The sequence below is a fragment of the Pseudomonas sp. NPDC087185 genome (assembly GCF_044744955.1).
GTDB lineage: Bacteria > Pseudomonadota > Gammaproteobacteria > Pseudomonadales > Pseudomonadaceae > Aquipseudomonas.
In genome coordinates, this window is sequence record NZ_JBIUZK010000003.1 from 667778 (window position 1) to 685695 (window position 17918).

18 protein-coding genes are annotated in these 17918 nt (G+C 62.7%); 11 read left to right on the top strand and 7 right to left on the bottom strand.

From position 1 onward, the window contains the following. Positions 1-67: 67 nt before the first annotated feature. The 3 genes from ACIPIJ_RS13330 to ACIPIJ_RS13340 all read left to right on the top strand — a co-directional run bounded on the left by ACIPIJ_RS13330 (position 68) and on the right by ACIPIJ_RS13340 (position 1570). Positions 68-319, top strand: coding sequence for a hypothetical protein (locus ACIPIJ_RS13330; RefSeq protein ID WP_401077181.1), 252 nt, complete (start codon positions 68-70; stop codon positions 317-319). 75 nt (positions 320-394) lie between these two features. Next, positions 395-772 carry a VOC family protein gene (locus ACIPIJ_RS13335; RefSeq protein ID WP_401077183.1) on the top strand — a complete coding sequence of 126 codons (378 nt, stop codon included), beginning with the start codon at positions 395-397 and terminating at the stop codon, positions 770-772. A 78-nt stretch (positions 773-850) separates the two neighbouring features. Beyond that, entirely contained in the window at positions 851-1570 is a 720-nt protein-coding gene (locus tag ACIPIJ_RS13340; protein ID WP_401077185.1) for a TorF family putative porin, read from the top strand. 22 nt (positions 1571-1592) lie between these two features. Here the strand turns inward: ACIPIJ_RS13340 and ACIPIJ_RS13345 are convergent, their stop codons facing one another. From ACIPIJ_RS13345 to ggt, 3 genes are all read right to left on the bottom strand, one after another. Beyond that, on the bottom strand, positions 1593-2252 hold the full coding sequence (locus ACIPIJ_RS13345; protein WP_401077186.1) for a hypothetical protein: 660 nt from the start codon (positions 2250-2252) through the stop codon (positions 1593-1595). A gap of 379 nt (positions 2253-2631) precedes the next feature. After that, the gene (locus ACIPIJ_RS13350; protein ID WP_401077188.1) at positions 2632-3513 is read right to left on the bottom strand and encodes a LysR substrate-binding domain-containing protein; all 882 of its coding nucleotides are present in this window, start codon (positions 3511-3513) and stop codon (positions 2632-2634) included. 35 nt (positions 3514-3548) lie between these two features. Beyond that, complete coding sequence (ggt, locus tag ACIPIJ_RS13355) at positions 3549-5348, bottom strand: gamma-glutamyltransferase (protein WP_401077190.1); 1800 nt, start codon at positions 5346-5348, stop codon at positions 3549-3551. Between the two features lie 117 nt (positions 5349-5465). Here ggt and ACIPIJ_RS13360 point away from each other — a divergent pair, with 117 nt between their 5' ends. Beyond that, positions 5466-6116 carry an ankyrin repeat domain-containing protein gene (locus ACIPIJ_RS13360; RefSeq protein ID WP_401077192.1) on the top strand — a complete coding sequence of 217 codons (651 nt, stop codon included), beginning with the start codon at positions 5466-5468 and terminating at the stop codon, positions 6114-6116. Here ACIPIJ_RS13360 and pobA read toward each other — a convergent pair. Then, the gene (gene pobA / locus ACIPIJ_RS13365; RefSeq protein WP_401077194.1) at positions 6113-7300 is read right to left on the bottom strand and encodes a 4-hydroxybenzoate 3-monooxygenase; all 1188 of its coding nucleotides are present in this window, start codon (positions 7298-7300) and stop codon (positions 6113-6115) included. The genes ACIPIJ_RS13360 and pobA overlap by 4 nt on opposite strands. 131 nt (positions 7301-7431) lie before the next feature. Between pobA and ACIPIJ_RS13370 the strand changes: the two genes are divergently transcribed. The 3 genes from ACIPIJ_RS13370 (at position 7432) to ACIPIJ_RS13380 (ending at position 9709) form a co-directional block, all read left to right on the top strand. Continuing rightward, positions 7432-8310: a helix-turn-helix domain-containing protein gene (locus ACIPIJ_RS13370; RefSeq protein WP_401077195.1), complete on the top strand. Its 879-nt coding sequence runs from the start codon at positions 7432-7434 to the stop codon at positions 8308-8310. 80 nt (positions 8311-8390) lie between these two features. Continuing rightward, positions 8391-8789 (top strand): MerR family DNA-binding transcriptional regulator, encoded by a 399-nt coding sequence (locus ACIPIJ_RS13375; protein WP_346613064.1) that lies wholly within the window; start codon positions 8391-8393, stop codon positions 8787-8789. A gap of 20 nt (positions 8790-8809) precedes the next feature. Next, a complete protein-coding gene (locus tag ACIPIJ_RS13380; protein WP_401077196.1) occupies positions 8810-9709 on the top strand; it encodes a hydroxymethylglutaryl-CoA lyase in 900 nt (299 codons plus the stop codon). Between the two features lie 533 nt (positions 9710-10242). Here ACIPIJ_RS13380 and ACIPIJ_RS13385 read toward each other — a convergent pair. Next, positions 10243-10761, bottom strand: a complete 519-nt coding sequence (locus ACIPIJ_RS13385; RefSeq protein WP_401077198.1) for an MgtC/SapB family protein — start codon at positions 10759-10761, stop codon at positions 10243-10245. A 144-nt stretch (positions 10762-10905) separates the two neighbouring features. On the opposite strand from ACIPIJ_RS13385, the gene ACIPIJ_RS13390 reads away from it, so the two are divergent. The 4 genes from ACIPIJ_RS13390 (at position 10906) to ACIPIJ_RS13405 (ending at position 16236) form a co-directional block, all read left to right on the top strand. After that, positions 10906-11145: a DUF3203 family protein gene (locus ACIPIJ_RS13390; protein ID WP_401077200.1), complete on the top strand. Its 240-nt coding sequence runs from the start codon at positions 10906-10908 to the stop codon at positions 11143-11145. A gap of 122 nt (positions 11146-11267) precedes the next feature. After that, the gene (gene ccoG / locus ACIPIJ_RS13395) at positions 11268-12656 is read left to right on the top strand and encodes a cytochrome c oxidase accessory protein CcoG (protein ID WP_401077202.1); all 1389 of its coding nucleotides are present in this window, start codon (positions 11268-11270) and stop codon (positions 12654-12656) included. A 39-nt stretch (positions 12657-12695) separates the two neighbouring features. Continuing rightward, positions 12696-14105 carry a GntR family transcriptional regulator MpaR gene (gene mapR, locus ACIPIJ_RS13400; protein WP_401077204.1) on the top strand — a complete coding sequence of 470 codons (1410 nt, stop codon included), beginning with the start codon at positions 12696-12698 and terminating at the stop codon, positions 14103-14105. Positions 14106-14160: 55 nt separating this feature from the next. Continuing rightward, a complete protein-coding gene (locus tag ACIPIJ_RS13405) occupies positions 14161-16236 on the top strand; it encodes a PAS domain-containing protein (protein ID WP_401077206.1) in 2076 nt (691 codons plus the stop codon). 9 nt (positions 16237-16245) lie between these two features. On the opposite strand, the gene ACIPIJ_RS13410 is transcribed toward ACIPIJ_RS13405, so the two are convergent. Beyond that, entirely contained in the window at positions 16246-16992 is a 747-nt protein-coding gene (locus ACIPIJ_RS13410; protein ID WP_401077207.1) for an SDR family oxidoreductase, read from the bottom strand. Between the two features lie 126 nt (positions 16993-17118). Beyond that, positions 17119-17823: an NrtR DNA-binding winged helix domain-containing protein gene (locus ACIPIJ_RS13415; RefSeq protein ID WP_401077209.1), complete on the bottom strand. Its 705-nt coding sequence runs from the start codon at positions 17821-17823 to the stop codon at positions 17119-17121. Positions 17824-17918 lie beyond the last annotated feature (95 nt).

The following is a 17918-nucleotide window of genomic DNA, read 5'->3' on the forward strand; positions in this document are numbered from 1 at the left end:
GCGCCAGCCCAATAACCTTGTTCCATCGATTCGACACTTGCCCAACCCCGAATCCTGGAGCTTCCCGATGAACACCACGGCCCGCCTGCTGCTCGCTGCCGCCACCGCCACCGCCATCGCCGTGCTCAGCGGTTGCGCCAGCCACCCTGAACTTCGCCCGTACACCGCCGAAGAAACCCGCCAGTTGCAACTCGAAGCCATTCAGCGCCAGGCCTTGTCCCTGGACGAATACGAACAGCGCAGGCGCGTGATCCTGCGTGCAGCCAGCCCACAGGTGGTGACCGAGGTGGCCGAGACGCAGTCCGGGATCAAAGGCTGAGTTGAAAGACGGGCTGGGCGCACTATCATGGCCCTTCGAGGACTGACCGCTTCAGTCCCTGTCAGCGAGTTTGCCATGATCGATCACTTGGACCACCTGGTGCTCACCACCACCAACGTTGACGCCTGCACGGACTTCTACACTCGGGTGCTGGGCATGCAGCTGGAAACCTTCGGCGCCGGCCGCCTGGCGTTGCGCTACGGCAACCAGAAAATCAATATTCATGAACGCGGCCGGGAATTCGAGCCCAAGGCGCACCTGCCGGTGCCGGGGGCGCTCGATTTGTGCTTTATCGCCAGTGTCAGCCTGGAAGCAGTCATCACCCAACTGCGGCAGGCGCAATGGCCAATACTGGAGGGACCGGTAAAGCGCACAGGTGCAACCGGGCCGATCCTGTCAGTCTACGTGCGCGACCCGGACCTCAACCTCATCGAGATATCCCAGCCCCTCTGAACGGCCATGTGGTTTTCCCCACTCGCCAACCCAGGTATCCTGTGCCGCTCAAGCGCAAGCTTTCCAGGACGGTGACCAATGACCAGGCCCCTTCTGTTGCTGAGTGCGGCCCTGCTGTTCAGCCCGGTGCTGCAGGCGCAGCAGATCCAGCGTCAACTGGGTGATTTCGACTTCAAGCTCGGTACCACGCCTTCACGCAGCATGGCCCAAGGGCTGATTTCGCCGAGCGCGCTCGGCGCTTTTCACGGTGGGCTCGACCTCAGCCACCCCAGCGGATGGTACGTCGGCCAGTACGCGCCGAGCATGGGCGTGACCCCCGACTCCACCCTGCGCCTGGACAGCTACCTGGGCTACAAGCACCATTTCGACAGTACCCTGGGCTACGAAGTCGGCCTGATCCACTACAGCCAGCCGAACATCGCCGGGCCTGACAGTTACGCGCTGTACGGCGGCATATCGATCATGGGCAGCCGCATCGGCGGTGCCTGGCGCGACAACCCGGACAACCGTACCGGCACCTTGTTCGCCGACTTCGGCCAACTGCCGCTGTTGGACGTCGACTTCACCGTCAAGCTCGCCCACCATCGCCTGGGCACCCCCTTCACCATCGGCGATGGCAGCCAGGTTGATGCGTTTTCGGACTGGTCGCTGGAGCTGTCGCGGCCCTGGCTGGGCATCGACCTGAACCTGATCTACAGCAACTCCACGCTCACCGGTGGCGGCTGTGATGCCTATGCAGGCATCAACACCTATTGCGAAAGTGTGGTGACGCTCAAAGCGCAGCGCAGTTTCTTCTAAGCTTCCTCCAGCGTCGAGGGAACTAATTCAAAGCGCCGTGCGCGAGCATAATCCATGGCAGGAAGACGGCAATAACTATAAACACACCCCATATACCCGTCGCCGCACACGCCCACACCACATTAACCAAACGCCATATCACGGGCCGAGGCGACAACAATCCGGCCTGTTTCAAGTCCCCTTTGAAACGACGGAACAACCAGCTCTCCCTGCCCCAAGACAGCATGGAAATTAAAAAAAACCCCACAAATACACTCAACAAAACCCCTTCGAGATCGGGCAGCGGACCTGCAGGGTTATCGAAAATTCCCTTTCCGCCCACACCATACGCCAATAACGTAAAGGAAGGACCCGCTAGCAAGACCGCGGCATAAATGAGCCTTGCCCACATGACCTTTGACCGGCATTTTGTATTGACTGTTGTATTCAAGGCTGTGAAGCCGCCCACCTCAATAACATTCCCTACAGGCTGCTTGACACTGTGAAACCGGACATCACCAAAGTCAGGGGTTACGAAGTGCCCCCAAAACAGCTTGAATCCGAAAAGGTAAAGCACATGATGGCGTACAAACTGCTTAACTGCAGCGCCAGTAAACACTACCAATGTGGGAGAGTCCTGCTTCAATACGGTAGAGTGCCCAAAATCGAGATCCAAAGCATATACCCTGCCTTGGGTATTCACTTGGAAGTGAAAGCCATTACCTATTGCTGAGACCTGCGCCTTGGAATAGTGATAAAGATATTTAGGCCTGTGACAAAAAAACAGCCTCGAAAAAAAGCCCCTTGCACATTTGCGTAAGCTCTGCACGTTCTGACCCAATTCCCACCCCAAAATGAAGGCACAACAATATCACCGCTACTAATTCATGCCAATCAATGCAACGCTCGTCCATTCGGCCTAATAAAGTCCGCTCAGCCTGCGGACTGATCGACCTACAGGGGCTTCGCAGATTCAAACGCCATGTCGCGAGAAGCGGCGGTATTGCTAAAAATCACGCCGCCGACCTTGGCGTGGGTTACACAGGAGCAAGATTGAATACACCGGTGACGAGGCAGGTGCCCTAGATCCCTCCCCCTGCCAGCAACTCCGTCATCACCTCGGCCAAGGCCTTGACCATCACATCCGCCGTCGGCCGGTGGACGATGACGATCTCGTAGCTGTCCACCTCCGGCAACCCCTGCGCCTGCCCCATCACACGATGCTCACGGGTTGCCGCCCGGGGCGGCAGCAGGCTGATGCCCATGCCGTCGGCCACGGCCGCCTGAATGCCGCTGAGGCTGGAGCTGGTGAAACTGATGCGCCAGCGCCGGCCCATGCCTTCGATGGCGCTGATCATGTCTTCGCGGTACAAGCCGCGCGGCGGGAAAGTCACCAGTGGGATCGGGTCGAGCTCGAAGGACGGCATGCGCGCGCTGTCGATCCATTGCAGGCGCTCGGGCCAGCAGGCCACGCCTTCGCGGGTGTTGCGGCGCTGCTTGAGCAGTACCAGGTCAAGTTCGCCATTGTCGTAGGCCTGGCTGAGGTCGCGGCACAGGCCGCTGGTGACTTCCAGCTTGACCTGCGGGTGCAGCCGGCTGAACGCCGACAGCGCGTTGGTGGTACGCCCGCCGACGAAGTCCTCGGGTACCCCCAGGCGCACCGTGACACCGACCATGGCGCCGGCCAGGGCTTCGAGCATCTGGTCGTTCAAAGCCAGCATATGCCGGGCATAGCCGAGCAAGGTCTGCCCGGCATCGGTCGGCAGCACGTCACGGTTGCCGCGCACCAGCAGGCGGTGGCCGACCATCTCTTCGAGGCGGCGGACTTTCTGGCTGATGGTCGATTGAGTCGAGTGCAGGCGTGCGGCGGCGGTGGTAAAGCTGCCGCAATCGGCCACCACCACAATGGCGCGCAACAGGTCGAGGTCGAAGAGGGCTCTATTCGATTTCACGCTGATAGACATCTATGTATTCAACTTTTGAATGTCAAGATTGACTTCTACCACGGCCAATCACCGAGCGCCACGCCTTCGCGACGGGGGTCGGCGCCCCCCAACCAGCCTGCAGCCGTACGCTGGATGATCTGCATGCCGCTGGTCATGGTCATCGGGGTAACTTCATGCCCCCACGCTGCCAGTTGCCGGATCAGCTCGGGGCTTGTCAGCCCAGCTTCGACTTCGGTACCGGCGTTGCGGCTGCCGAAGTTTGGCAGGTTGCTGGCCTGCTGCGGGTCGAGCTGCCAGTCCAGCAGCCCAACCAGCGCCTTGTTCACGTAACCGATGATCTGCGAACCGCCGGGTGAGCCAAGGCTGGCCACCAGTGCGCCCGAGTCGCGCGCAAATACCAGCGTGGGAGCCATGGCGGACAGCGGCCGCTTGCCGGGCTCGACGCGGTTGGCCACCGGTTTGCCGTGTTCCTGCGGGATAAAGGAAAAGTCGGTCAGGTGATTGTTCAGCAGGAAGCCTTTGACCATCAGGTGCGAGCCGAACGCGGCCTCCACCGAGGTGGTCATGGCCAGGGCCTGGCCGCTGTCGTCCACGGCTGAAAGGTGCGAGGTGGAAATACGCAGCGGCGAGCGGTCCGGGGCCAAGGCCAGGTTCGCACCCTGCGGGTTGCCTGGGCGCGCGTATTTCATGCTGAAGTCGCCGATGTGGGTGGCGCGCTCGGCCAGGTACGCAGGGTCGGTCAGCGCCTTGAGCGGCACCGGCACATAGTCGCTGTCGGCCAGGTACTGGGTACGGTCGGCGTAGGCCAGCCGCTCGGCTTCGGCGATCAGGTGGACGGCCAGAGGGGCGGGCTCCAGGCGGGCGGCGGCCGAGGTGACGCTCGGTGGCAGGTTTGCCAGGTCGCGCTGCGGCGTGGTGCGCTGCAGCGCATCGAGGATGCCCAGGGTCTGCAGCACGGTCACCCCGCCCGAAGACGGCGGTGGCATGCCGCAGATCTGCCAGGCCTTGTAGGGGCCGCACAGCGGCGTGCGCTCCTTGGCCTGGTACTGGCGCAGATCGTGTAGCGACAACTGCCCGGCATTGGCATGCCTGCGCACCTGGGCAACGATCGCCTCGGCGATGTCACCGGTGTAGAACGCATCGACACCCTGTTCTGCGATGCGCTCGAAGGTGTGCGCGAGTTCGGGGTTTCGTAGCAACGTGCCCACTGCCAGCGGTTGCCCCTGATCATCCAGGAAGTACCTGGCCATGGCAGGAGAACCTGCAATGAATGGGTCACCGGCCACCAGGGTGTTCAGGCGCTCGGAAACCGGGAAGCCATTGCGCGCCAGGGCGATGGCCGGGGCAAACAGCTCACGCCACGGCAGCCTGCCGTGCTGGTCGTGTGCGAGCCTCAGGGCTCGCAGCACACCGGGCACGCCTACCGACCGCCCACCGATCTGCGCCGCCCTGAACGGCAGCGGTGTGCCGTCCGCTTGCAGGAACAGGTTTTCCGTCACCGTTGCCGGTGCTGTTTCGCGGCCATCGAACGCCTGCACACGCTTGCCATCCCAATAGAGGATGAATGCCCCGCCACCGATGCCGCTGGATTGCGGTTCGACCAGGGTGAGCACCATCTGCATGGCAATTGCCGCGTCGATGGCGCTGCCGCCTGCACGTAGCATCTCGCGCCCGGCCTCGCTGGCCAAGGGGTTGGCAGCAGCGACCATGTGGCGGCTGGCGAGAACGGGTTGCAGGCCACTGCGGTAGCCGGACTGCAGTTCGGGGGGTGGGGGCAGTAGCTGGTCGGCACAGGCCAGACGGGTGGCTGCGGCCAAGCACAAGGCGCCGACCATCTGCGTCGGGAATGTCATCGGATTGCGTCCTGCCTATCACTATTAAGCTGGGCACTGTCGGTCATGCGCATTCTTAACTTCAACCCCTGGCGGCTTTTTTCTAGGATGCAGGGATGACGTTCAGGAGCCTTCGCCATGCGTTTACCCCTTGCCGCCCTATGCTTCGCCTTGTTCACCAGCCTTGCCGCCCACGCCGAGACGACCGCCATGGACAACCCGCTGCACACTGCCGCCGCGCATGATGACGTCCCGGCCCTGCAACAGCTGCTCGAGCAAGGTGGCGCGTTGGACAAACGCGATGACCAGGGCCGCACGGCACTGCTGGTGGCGACCCATGGCAACCAGGTTGCAGCGGCCAGAGCGCTGATCGAGGCCGGTGCCGATGTGAACGCCAAGGACAACATCGACGACAGCCCTTACCTGTATGCCGGTGCCCGTGGCCTGAATGACATCCTGCGACTGACCCTGAGCCATGGCGCCGACCTCAAGAGCACCAACCGCTACGGCGGCACGGCGTTGATCCCCGCTGCCGAGCGCGGGCATGTCGAAACTGTGCAATTGCTGATCGATGCAGGGGTGGACGTCAACCACCTCAACCGCCTGCACTGGACCGCGCTGCTTGAAGCCGTGATCCTCGGCGATGGTGGGCCGCGGCATGTGGAGATCGTGCGGCGCCTGCTGGCGGCGGGCGCGGACCGGCAGATCGCCGACAAGGACGGGGTCACCGCACTGGAGCATGCACGCCAGCGCGGTTATCGGGAAATGGTGGCCTTGCTGGCGCGTTAAGCCATGTCCTCGAACGGCAACCCCACATAATTCTCGGCAATATTCACCAGCCCCGCTTCGGACGACAGGAAGTACTCCCGGTCCGCCTCCTGCATCTTCTGGTCCCAGGCATCCTTGTGCCCGCCAAAATCATGCAGGAGCTGGGTCATGAACCAGCTGAAACGCTCGCCCTTCCACACCCGGCGCAACGCCAGCGGTGAATATTGCTGCAGCAGATCGGTACGCCCCTCGCGGTACACCTTGACCAGAATCCGGTACAGGTAATTGACATCCGAGGCTGCCAGGTTCAACCCCTTGGCACCGGTGGGCGGGACGATATGGGCAGCGTCGCCGACCAGGAACAGATTGCCGTACTGCATCGGCTCGACCACCTGGCTACGCAGCGGCGCAATGCTTTTTTCCAGCGCCGGGCCGGTCACCAGGCGCGCCGCCACATCCTCGGGCAAACGGGCTTTGAGCTCGCCCCAGAAGCGCTCGTCGGACCAGTCTTCCACACGCTCTTCGAGCGGCACCTGCAAGTAGTAGCGGCTGCGCGTCTGCGAGCGCTGGCTGCACAGCACGAAACCCCGCTCATGGTGGGCGTAGATCAATTCATGGTTGACCGGCGGCGTGTCGGACAGCAGGCCCAGCCAGCCGAAGGGGTAGACGCGCTCGTACTGCTTGAGCACTCCCTCGGGAATGCTCTGCCGGGAAACGCCGTGGAAGCCGTCGCAACCGGCGATGTAGTCGCAGTCCAGGCGGTGAGTCTGCCCGTCCTTGTCGTAGGTGACGTAGGGCCGCTCGCCCTTCAGTTCGTGCGGCTGAACATTGCTGGCGGCGTAGATGATCGGCGCGCCGCTGGCCGCGCGTGCCTGCATCAGGTCGCGGGTGACTTCGGTCTGGCCGTAGACCATGACCGTCTTGCCGCCGGTCAGGCCCTTGAGGTCCAGGCGCTGACGGCGGCCACCGACCAGCAATTCGACGCCTTCGTGGACCAGCCCTTCACGGTCCATGCGCTCGGCAACGCCCGCTTCGCGCAGCAGGTCGACCGTGCCTTGTTCGAGCACGCCGGCGCGAATACGGCCGAGCACGTATTCAGGAGTCTGGCGTTCAAGAATCACGGATTCGATACCGGCCTTGTACAGCAGTTGGCCGAGGAGCAGGCCGGACGGACCTGCCCCGATGATTGCAACCTGAGTTTTCATTGTTGTTGTCTCGTGCTATTAGGGTTCGCACTTGCATTTTTACTGTCGGCACCGTGCAATTAAGTGTGATATCCCATGCAAAACCTGCACTTTTACAAAAACCGTTCGATTAACGGACAGGCCTTCCGCGCATGAAATCCACCCTCCCCGGCGTACCGTTGTTCCAGCTGTACGGCGAAAACCAGGCCTGGCCCGGCACCGACCTGCTGCATTGCGAATCGATCCCGGCGCGTAGCCGCTTGCACCATTGGGAGATCAAGCCGCACCAGCACGCCGAGTTGTTCCAACTCCTGTATGTGCAACGTGGCCAGGCCCAGGTGGAGATCGAAGGCGTGCGCAGCGCCATCAGCGAAGCCGCGATCCAGGTGGTGCCGCCACTGACCGTGCATGGCTTTCGCTTCAGCGCCGATATCCAGGGGCATGTGCTGACCTTCGGCACGGCGCTGGTGGCCGACCTGGAGCAGCGCCTTGGCGCGCCACTGGGCGTGCTGGCCAAGGCGGCGTGCTACCCGTTGGGCAAGGACCGCCTGCGCCTGCGCCAACTGATCGAGACGCTGCAGCAGGAGTACCAGGGCCATGCACCAGCACGGGCGCCTCTGCTCGAGGCCCTGGTGACGGCGCTGATGGTGTGGATCAGCCGTCGCCAGCAACTGGGCCAGGCACCGCGAAACCGCGACGAACGCGACCGCCAGTTGCTGGGGCAGTACCTGCGCCTGGTCGAAGCGCATTTCCGTGAACACCTGTCGGTAGAGGCATTCGCCGCACGGCTGAACATCCCGAGCCTGCAGCTCAACCAGCTGTGCCGGGCACTGAGCGGGCAGACCGCGCTGCAGGTGGTGCACCAGCGGTTGCTGCTGGAGGCGCGGCGCAACCTTATCTACACGCGCATGAGCATCGGGCAACTGTCGGACAGCCTGGGGTTCAGTGACCCGACCTACTTTGCGCGGTTCTTCAAGCGCTTGAGCGGGCAGACGCCCAATGGTTATCGACGCTCGGTGCAGCCTGATTGAGGCATCGCGTTCGCCGCCCATCTTGACGTTTACGTCAACCTGCATTCAGGATACCCCCATACCCCACGCCGAGCCCAAGCATGAGCAGCCAGACCTACAGTATCTCCGACCTGTCCCGCGAGCTGGACATCACTACCCGCGCTATCCGCTTCTATGAGGAACAGGGCCTGCTCAGCCCGGAGCGCCGTGGCCTGGAGCGCATCTACTCGGCACGCGACAAGGTCAGCCTGAAGCTGATCCTGCGCGGCAAGCGCATTGGCTTCTCGTTGGCCGAATGCCGAGAGCTGATCGAGCTGTACGACCCCACCAGCGGCAACCTCAAGCAGCTCAACAGCATGCTGGGCAAAATTGCCGAGCGCCGCGCCCAGCTTGAGCAGCAGATGCTCGACATCCACCAGATGCAACTGGAACTGGACACCGCCCAGGAACGCTGCGAACAGGCCCTGGCCGCCACCTTGAACAATAACGACAACCGTTGACCCGCCACAGGATTCCCGCCATGCCTTTGCCCGAAAAAGTCCGCCTGGTCGAAGTCGGCCCCCGCGACGGCCTGCAGAACGAAGCCCAGCCCATCAGTGTCGCCGACAAGGTGCGGCTGGTCGACGACCTGACCGACGCTGGCCTGGCCTACATCGAAGTGGGCAGTTTCGTCTCGCCCAAATGGGTGCCGCAGATGGCCGGTTCTGCCGACGTGTTCGCCGCCATCCAGCAGCGCCCAGGTGTTACCTATGCCGCCTTGGCGCCGAACCTGCGTGGCTTCGAGGACGCACTGGCGGCCGGGGTGAAGGAAGTGGCCGTATTCGCTGCCGCCTCCGAGGCATTTTCCCAGCGCAACATCAACTGCTCGATCAGCGACAGCCTCAAGCGCTTCGAGCCCATCATGGACGCCGCGCGCAACCACGGAGTGCGGGTACGCGGGTACGTCTCCTGCGTACTGGGCTGCCCTTATGAAGGTAAGGTCAGTGCCGTACAGGTCGCGCCGGTGGCCAAGGCGCTACATGACATGGGCTGCTACGAGGTGTCGCTGGGCGACACCATCGGCACGGGCACTGCAGGCGATACCCGCCGGCTGTTCGACGTGGTTTCCACCCTGGTGCCGCGCGCGCAACTGGCCGGCCACTTCCATGACACCTACGGCCAGGCGTTGGCCAATGTCTACGCCAGCCTGCTCGAAGGCATCAGCGTGTTCGACAGCTCGGTAGCCGGGCTTGGGGGCTGCCCTTACGCCAAAGGCGCCACGGGCAATATCGCCAGTGAAGATGTGGTCTACCTGCTGCAAGGGCTGGGCATCGAAACCGGCATCGACCTCGACCGCCTGATCGCTGCCGGGCAGCGCATCAGCAGCGTGCTGGGGCGCGCCAATGGCTCACGCGTGGCACGGGCACGCAGCGCACGCTGAATTTCACACGGCTGTCACATCGGTGTGGGCGGTGTGTTACCGCCCCCACAGTTCCCAGCAAAAAATCGGGTAACAGGGAAACAAATCGACAAAATTTCAGGTGGCCCGATTTCATGCATTTCAATCAAGTCATTGATTTTAAAGGTTTTTAAAAAGTTGGCACGGCACCTGCTATATCTTTGGTACAAGAACAACAAAAAACGTATCATCTAATAAAAACAACATGTAACGGCTCTGACATAACAAGAACAACACGGCAGAGGCGCAGCAAGCAGATTTTTTTGGAGTAGGCAGGCTTTTCAGGGGTTCGCCCCGCGATCTGGCAAAGAACAATAAAACTACCTCAAGGTAGCGACAGTCAGCTTCGGATCCTCAGGATGAAAGCAGGTCAGCGCTCAAAAAAATACGTTTGCCCTTGACCCCGGTTAGGGGTCGCTCGCAACACCAAGGCAGGCCTACAAAAACAACAAAAGGCCGCCTCAATAATAAGAAAAGAGCAGGCAACAACGCTTTGAGGGGAGCTTCGGCTCCCCTCAGTGCTTCCCGCCCTCCTCTTCCTTCTGTTTCTCCTCATCCTGCCCCTCGACCTTGTCCACCACTATCGGCATCGTCGCCAGCACCAGCAACGCCAGCAGCGTACTGACCAGCGCCGTGGCCTCACGCCCCATGCCTGCAGCCGTGCCGATCGCAGCCGTCATCCATAGCCCCGCTGCAGTGGTCAGGCCTTTGACATGGCTGGTGTCGCGCCCGTTACCTTTGAGAATGGTGCCCGCACCGAGAAACCCGATACCCGCCACGATACCCTGGATCACCCGGCTCAGTGCCTGTTCATCGGCACCGGCCATGCTGGGCGCCAGCACGAACAACGCGGCCCCCATCGCCACCAGCATGTGCGTACGCACGCCAGCGGACTTGCCCTTGTGCTCGCGCTCGAAGCCAAGCACGGCGCCCAGTACCGCGGCCATCAGCAGGCGCAGCAGGATGCGAGTGACTTCCTGTTCGTCGGTGATGTCGGAAAATTCTGCCTGGAGGGTCTGCCAGATAAGGTCCATGAACGGGTTCCCATGCGCCGCCGTTACCGGCTGGTCTTTCTGGTGGACCCTTGCTTATCAGGCAAAGTGCCCGCCCGGCGGAATCATGGAGCATCCCTGAGCACCCGTGGTCACAACCTGTAACCGCACCCCGAGGATCACCCCATGCCCATCGAAATCGAAGAAAGTACCCGCCGCTGCACGCTCATCGGCGAAGACCTGCGCATTGAAGGCGAAGGCCCGGACATCGAAATCATCACCGATGAGCAACTGCACATGTCGGTGGCGCTGCTGGCCGGCCAGCGTGTCCCGATCACCGAAACGGAAGCTGATGCGCTGACGGTTGCAGGTGCGGTGGATAGCCGCAGGCACCTGAAAGCCAGTGTTCCAGGCTCGGTGATTTAAGGCTTCAGCCACCTTTGGCGGTAATCTGATACGGTTTTAATCGTTTAACCTGAGCCTGTGCTGAAAACAGCTTGGGGGCCATAGTGCTCATGCCTGATCGAGGCCTGATGAGCACCGACGCCATGAACGACAGAATCGAAGTCATCGAACTGGCCGCGCCCAAGCGACCGGCCACCCGCGGTATCCATACCCGAAGCTTCACCGGCCTGTACCGCAACCTGCGCATCGGCTTCGCAGGCATGCTGTTCGTGCTGTTCTTCGGCACCGCCTGGCTCGACTGGGATGGCCGCCAGGCGGTGCTGTGGGACTTGTCCAGCAGCAAATTCCACATCTTCGGTGCCACCTTCTGGCCGCAGGACTTCATTCTGCTTTCGGCGCTGTTGATCATCTGCGCCTTCGGCCTGTTCGCCATCACCGTGTATGCCGGCCGCGTCTGGTGCGGCTACAGTTGCCCACAAAGCGTGTGGACGTGGCTGTTCATGTGGTGCGAGAAAGTCACCGAGGGTGACCGTAACCAACGCATCAAGCTCGCCGCTGCGCCTTGGGGCCCGCAAAAGCTGGCGCGCCGCTCGCTCAAGCACAGCCTGTGGCTGGCGATTGGCGTGCTCACCGGGCTGACCTTCGTCGGCTACTTCACGCCGATCCTCCCACTGGCCGAGGCACTGTTCAGCCTGCAACTGGGCGGCGTGGCACTGTTCTGGGTACTGTTCTTCACCGCTGCCACCTACATCAACGCCGGTTTGCTGCGTGAGGCGGTGTGCCTTCACATGTGCCCTTATGCGCGCTTCCAAAGCGTGATGTTCGACAAGGACACCCTGGCCGTGGCCTACGACCCGCGCCGCGGCGAGGCACGCGGCGCACGCAAGAAAGGGAGCGACGCGCATGCCCAGGGCCTGGGCGACTGCATCGATTGCACCCTGTGCGTCCAGGTCTGCCCCACCGGCATCGACATTCGCCAAGGCCTGCAGATGGCCTGCATCGGCTGTGCCGCCTGCATCGATGCCTGCGACAACGTCATGGACAAGATGGGTTACCCACGCGGCCTGATCGGTTACAAGTCCGAGCACAGCCTGCAAGGCGGTACCACCCACTGGCTGCGCCCGCGCCTGCTGGGCTATGCGGTCGCGCTGTTGGTGATGATCGGCGCCCTGGTGGCGGCCTTGCAGTTGCGGCCCATGGTATCGCTGGACGTGATCAAGGACCGCGGCCTGTTCCGCGAGAACGCCCAAGGGCAGATCGAGAACATCTACCTGCTCAAGGTCATCAACAAGACCGAGCACAACCAGCGTTATCACCTGCGCCTACTGGATGCCGACGGTTTCCAGTTGCAGGGCAAAACCGAGTTGGTCATCCCCGCAGGCGAGATGAGCGAGCTTCCGGTGTCGGTCGCCATGCTCGCCGAACGCCCTGCCAGCAGCTCGCAGGAACTGGCCTTTGAAATCCAGGACAGCGATCAACCGGCGATCCGCAGCGTGGCCCACAGCCGCTTCGTGGCACCGCTCAACCGCTGATCCCTTACACTCACTGTTCACCTTGCTTGCCGAGCCACCATGAAACGTTACGAACGCTTTGCCGACGACATCGCCGAACTGATCCGCTCCGGGGTGCTCGGCCCCGGCCAGCGTGTGCCCTCGGTGCGCTATGCCAGCCAGACCCACGGGGTCAGCCCGTCGACGGTATTCCAGGCTTACTACCTGCTCGAGCGCCGCGGGCTGATCCGTGCTCGGCCGCGTTCGGGCTATTTCGTCAACGCCCACGCGCCGCGCCAGTTCAGCGAACCCCAGCCGCTGGAGCCGCTGAGCGAGTCCACCGACGTGGATGTCAGCGCTCTGGTGTTTTCCATCCTCGAGTCGATCAAGGACCCAAACACCGTGCCGTTCGGCTCGGCCTTCCCCAGCCCCGAACTGTTCCCGCTGCAGCGCCTGTCGCGCTCACTGGCCAGCGCCAGCCGCGCCATGGACCCGCGCATGGTGGTCACCGACCTGTCGCCGGGCAACCCGCAGCTGCGCCGGCAGATCGCCCTGCGCTACATGGTCGGCGGGCTGATGTTGCCGATGGAGGAATTGCTGATCACCAACGGCGCGCTGGAAGCGCTGAACCTGTGCCTGCAGGCGGTTACCGAGCCCGGCGACCTGGTGGCGATCGAAGCGCCGGCCTTCTATGCCTGCCTGCAGGTGCTGGAACGGCTCAAACTCAAGGCGGTGGAGATCCCCGTGCACCCCCGCGAAGGCATGGACCTGGCCGCGCTCGCCCAGAACCTGGACAAGCACCCGATCAAGGCCGTGTGGTGCATGACCAACTTTCAGAACCCGATGGGCGCGAGCATGCCCGAGGCCAAGAAACAGGCACTGGTCGAACTGCTGCGGCGCCATCAAGTACCGCTGATCGAGGACGATGTCTACGCCGAGCTGTACTATTCGCAGCAGGCGCCCAAGCCGGCCAAGGCCTTCGACACCCAAGGCTTGGTGATGCATTGCGGCTCGTTCGCCAAGAGCCTGGCGCCGGGTTACCGCATCGGCTGGGTGGCCGCCGGGCGCTTTGCGCAGAAGATCGAACGGCTCAAGTTGATGACCTCGCTGTGCGCCTCGATGCCAGCCCAGGCAGCCATCGCCGACTACCTGCAACACGGCGGCTACGACCGACACCTGCGCAAGCTGCGCTATGCCCTGGAGGGCCAGCAGGCCAACATGCTCGCCGCCATCGCCAAGTACTTCCCAGCGCAGACGCGCGTCAGCCAGCCGTCTGGGGGCTACTTCCTGTGGCTGGAGCTGCCCGAGCAGATGGATGCGCTGAAGTTGTTCCACATGGCGTTGGCCCAAGGCATCAGCCTCGCGCCGGGGCCGATCTTCTCGCCGACCCGACGCTTTGGCAACTGCATCCGCTTGAATTACGGCAGCCCCTGGCACGACGATGCCGAACGCGCCATGGAAACCCTCGGGCGCATCGTGCGATCGTTCTAGCCGCCGCCGGGGCGCGCAGGCTAAAGTTGTGCACTGCTCTATGCCGGACGCCCCAATGCCCCACCGCGAATTGCTCAAGCTGCGCCAACAGGTCGAAGCCCTGCAACGGCGCAACGCTGAACTTGAATCTGTCCAGGCACACCAGCAGGGCCTGGGTAACGACCTGTTCCGCTTCCTGTTCGACACCATGGACGAAGGCTTTTGTGTCATCGAGTTCTTCGACGGCCCCCACGGGCCACTCAGTGATTATGTGCACATCGTGGCCAACACCGCTTATGCAAAGCACGCCGGGATCCCCAACGTGGTCGGGCAGAAGCTGCGCGAAATGGTCCCCGACGAGGCCGACGATTGGGTGGCGCGCTACGGTGCGGTGCTGCGTACCGGCCAGCCACTGCAGTTCGAGCAGGAGCTGATTGCCACCGGCCACGTGCTTGCCGTTTCCACGTTCCGCGTGGAACCGCCCGAGCGGCGCCAGGTCGCGGTGCTGTTCAAGGATGTCACCGAGCGGCGCAAGGCTGAACAAGCGCTGCAAAAACTCAACGAAGAACTGGAGCAGCGTGTCAACGAGGCGCTGGCCGAGCGCCGGTTGTTTGCCGAGTTGGTCGACCACAGCGTGGTCAACGTGCACGTGCTCGACAACCACCTGCGTTGGCTGGCAGTCAATCGCCAGGCGCGGCAGGATTTTCATGACCTGTACGATCGCACACCGGAAGTCGGCGACCACTTGCCGGCACTGATGGGTAACGATACGCCGGACTTCGGCCAGATGCTGCCAATGTGGCAACGCGCGCTGGCAGGTGAGCAGTTCACCACGACCGCAGCTTTCGGCCAGGAGCCGAACCGGCGTCACTTCGAATTGCGCTTCAATGCCCTGCGTGACCCAGAGGGTGTCGTGCAGGGGGCTTACCTGTTCGCCTATGACATCAGTGAGCGGGTGCAGGAGCAGCAGCGCCTGGTCAAAGTCGAGCAAGCATTGCGTCAAGCCCAGAAGATGGAAGCGGTGGGCCAACTCAGCGGCGGTATCGCCCACGACTTCAACAACCTGCTGGGCAGTATCCTCAACGCCCAGGAGCTGATGCGCCAACGCCTGGGCCAGGCCCGCTACGAGGAGCTGGACCCGTTGCTGGAGCTGTCCAGCAATTCTGCACAGCGGGCCTCATCGCTGGTGCATCGGTTGCTGGCATTCTCGCGCCAGCAAACCTTGCAACCCCTCGCCACCCAGGTCACGGCGCTTGTCAGCGGCATGGAAGAACTGATCCGCCGCACCATCGGGCCGTCCATTTCACTGCGCAGCCATTTCGACAGCGAACTGTGGCCCACCTTCATCGACCCACCCCAACTGGAAAGTGCGCTGCTCAACCTGTGCATCAATGCCCGCGACGCGATGCCCGCCGGTGGTGCAATCGATATTCAAGGTGAGAACATCGTGCTTGATAATGAGCTCGCGCAGCCCCTGCAACTGCCCCCCGGAGACTACGTACGCCTGAGTGTGGCCGACAACGGCTGCGGCATGAGCCCCGAGGTGGCGGCGCGGGCCTTCGACCCCTTCTTCTCGACCAAACCCATGGGCCAGGGCACTGGCCTTGGGCTCTCGATGACCTACGGCTTCGTGCGCCAGTCGGGCGGACAAGTGCGCTTGCTCTCCACCCCCGGCGAGGGCACCTGGGTCAAAATGTACCTCCCGCGTCATCATGAACAGCCCAAGGAGCAGGTCCGAGGGCCAAAACGGACGTTGCGGGAGAGCAGCCGCTCAAGCGGCCAACGCATCCTGTTGGTCGAGGACCAGATGGCCCTGCGCCTGGTAGTCAGCGAGGTACTGGAAGAGCTGGGCTATGAGGTCGAGGCCTTCGAGAATGGTGCGGCCGCCTTGGCTTACCTGCAACAGGGCAAGCGACCGGAGCTGCTGCTCAGCGACATCGGCCTGCCCGATGGCCCCAATGGCCGCCAGTTGGCCGAACATTGTCGCCTGCAGTATCCCGACCTGAAGGTGCTGTTCATCACCGGCTACGATGAGAGCGCGGCGCTGAGTGACGGCCAACTGCTAAAGGGAACCAGCGTGCTGACCAAGCCTTTTGACCTGGACGCATTGGCCGAACGCGTGCGCCAGCTGCTCGCGGATGAATTGCCCTGAGGGCCGCGCTCAGCGGCCACCGCCCAGGTCGATGAAACTGCCAGTGGAGTACGAGGCCTTTTCCGACAGCAGCCAGAGAATCGCTTCGGCCACTTCTTCGGGGCGCCCACCGCGCCCCATGGGCAGGCCAGTCTCGAGCTTGGCGACCCGGTCCGGGTCGCCGGACAAGGCATGAAAGCCGGTATGGATATAACCCGGGCGCACGCCATTGACGCGTACGCCCTCGCCTGCCACTTCCTTGGCCAGGCCAACGGTGAACGTGTCCAGGGCGCCTTTGGAGGCCGCGTAGTCGACATATTCGTTGGGTGAACCCAGGCGCGCGGCGACCGAAGACACGTTGACGATGGCACCTCCCTGCCCGCCATGCCGACGGGCCATGCGCTGCAAGGCGTGCTTGGCGCAGAGCATCGGGCCGACGACGTTGGTTTTCATCACCTTGAGCAGGCGAAACTCTGTCATGTCCTCGACACGGCTTTGCTGGCCAATGGTGCCGGCATTGTTGACCAGCGCGGTGACTGGGCCGAGCTCCTGGTCAACCCGATGGAACATCTGCACCACCTCGTCTTCGACGCTGGCGTCGGCGCGCACGGTGATGGCTTCGGCGCCGAGTGCGCGGACCTGCGCGAGGATGCTTTCGGCGGCCTGGTCGTCGGCGTGGTAATTGATGCAGATGCGGTAACCCTGACGGGCGGCCTGCAATGCGGTGGCGGCGCCGATACCACGGCTGGCGCCAGTAATGACGATGACTTTCTCCATGGGTCTGCCAGGCGTTTGGAAAAGGAAGCCTCGACAATAGGGGAAAAGACAACGCATGGGAATGACCCAAAACAGGGTTTGAGGGGGTTTGCTCCGCTGGTCTTCAGCTTTTGCGTGTGCGGTAGCTCACGCCCCCTCCGGCAACAAGCTGCGGTCGAACATGAACGGCCGCTCGCCCTGCGGGGTGTATTGATACAACTGCTGCGGCCTGCCGAGGCGCGGCTGGTTCTTTTCCCCGGTATCGCGCACCCAACCCAACTCGCGCAAGCGCTCCAGGCGCTTGCGCAGCGAGGTGTTGTTCACCGCCTGCCCCAGGCACGCCTGCACCGCACACAGCGCATCGAGCACGGTGAATTTCTCGCCTAGCAGGTTCAACGGCAAGCTGCTGTACACCGTCTTGCTGGCCAGCCGCTCGTGCGCGCGCTCCACCAGCAGGTTGTGATCGAACGGCAGCAGTACCTTGCGGCCCAACACACTGTCCAAGTCGAAAAATGCCAGCTGGTCGCCTTCGACCTGCTGCTGCGGGTCAAGCAAGGCCAGGTAATAGGTACTCAACGACCAGCCGCGCGGGTCACGAAAGGCATTGCCTTCGGTGCCGACCTGCTCCAGGTACCGCGGCAGCACCCGAGCCTTCTCGCCGAGCGCGCGTTCGGCGGCGCCCTCCAGGCTGGTGTCCGGGGTGCGGCCATTGACGATGACGCCCGGCAGCGCCCACTGGGCGGCATGCGGCTCGCGCTCACGGCGGTGCAGCAGCACTTGCAGGTGCTGGGATTCGGGGGCAAGGCGCAAGGCGACGATATCGACGCTGGCCAAGACTTCGGCTGTACTCACCAGGGGGCTCCATGACGTGATTACATCATATTCCACCAGAGCATCTATGTAACAGCAAGCTCAAAACCATAAAGATAAAGCGCTTGACACACTTA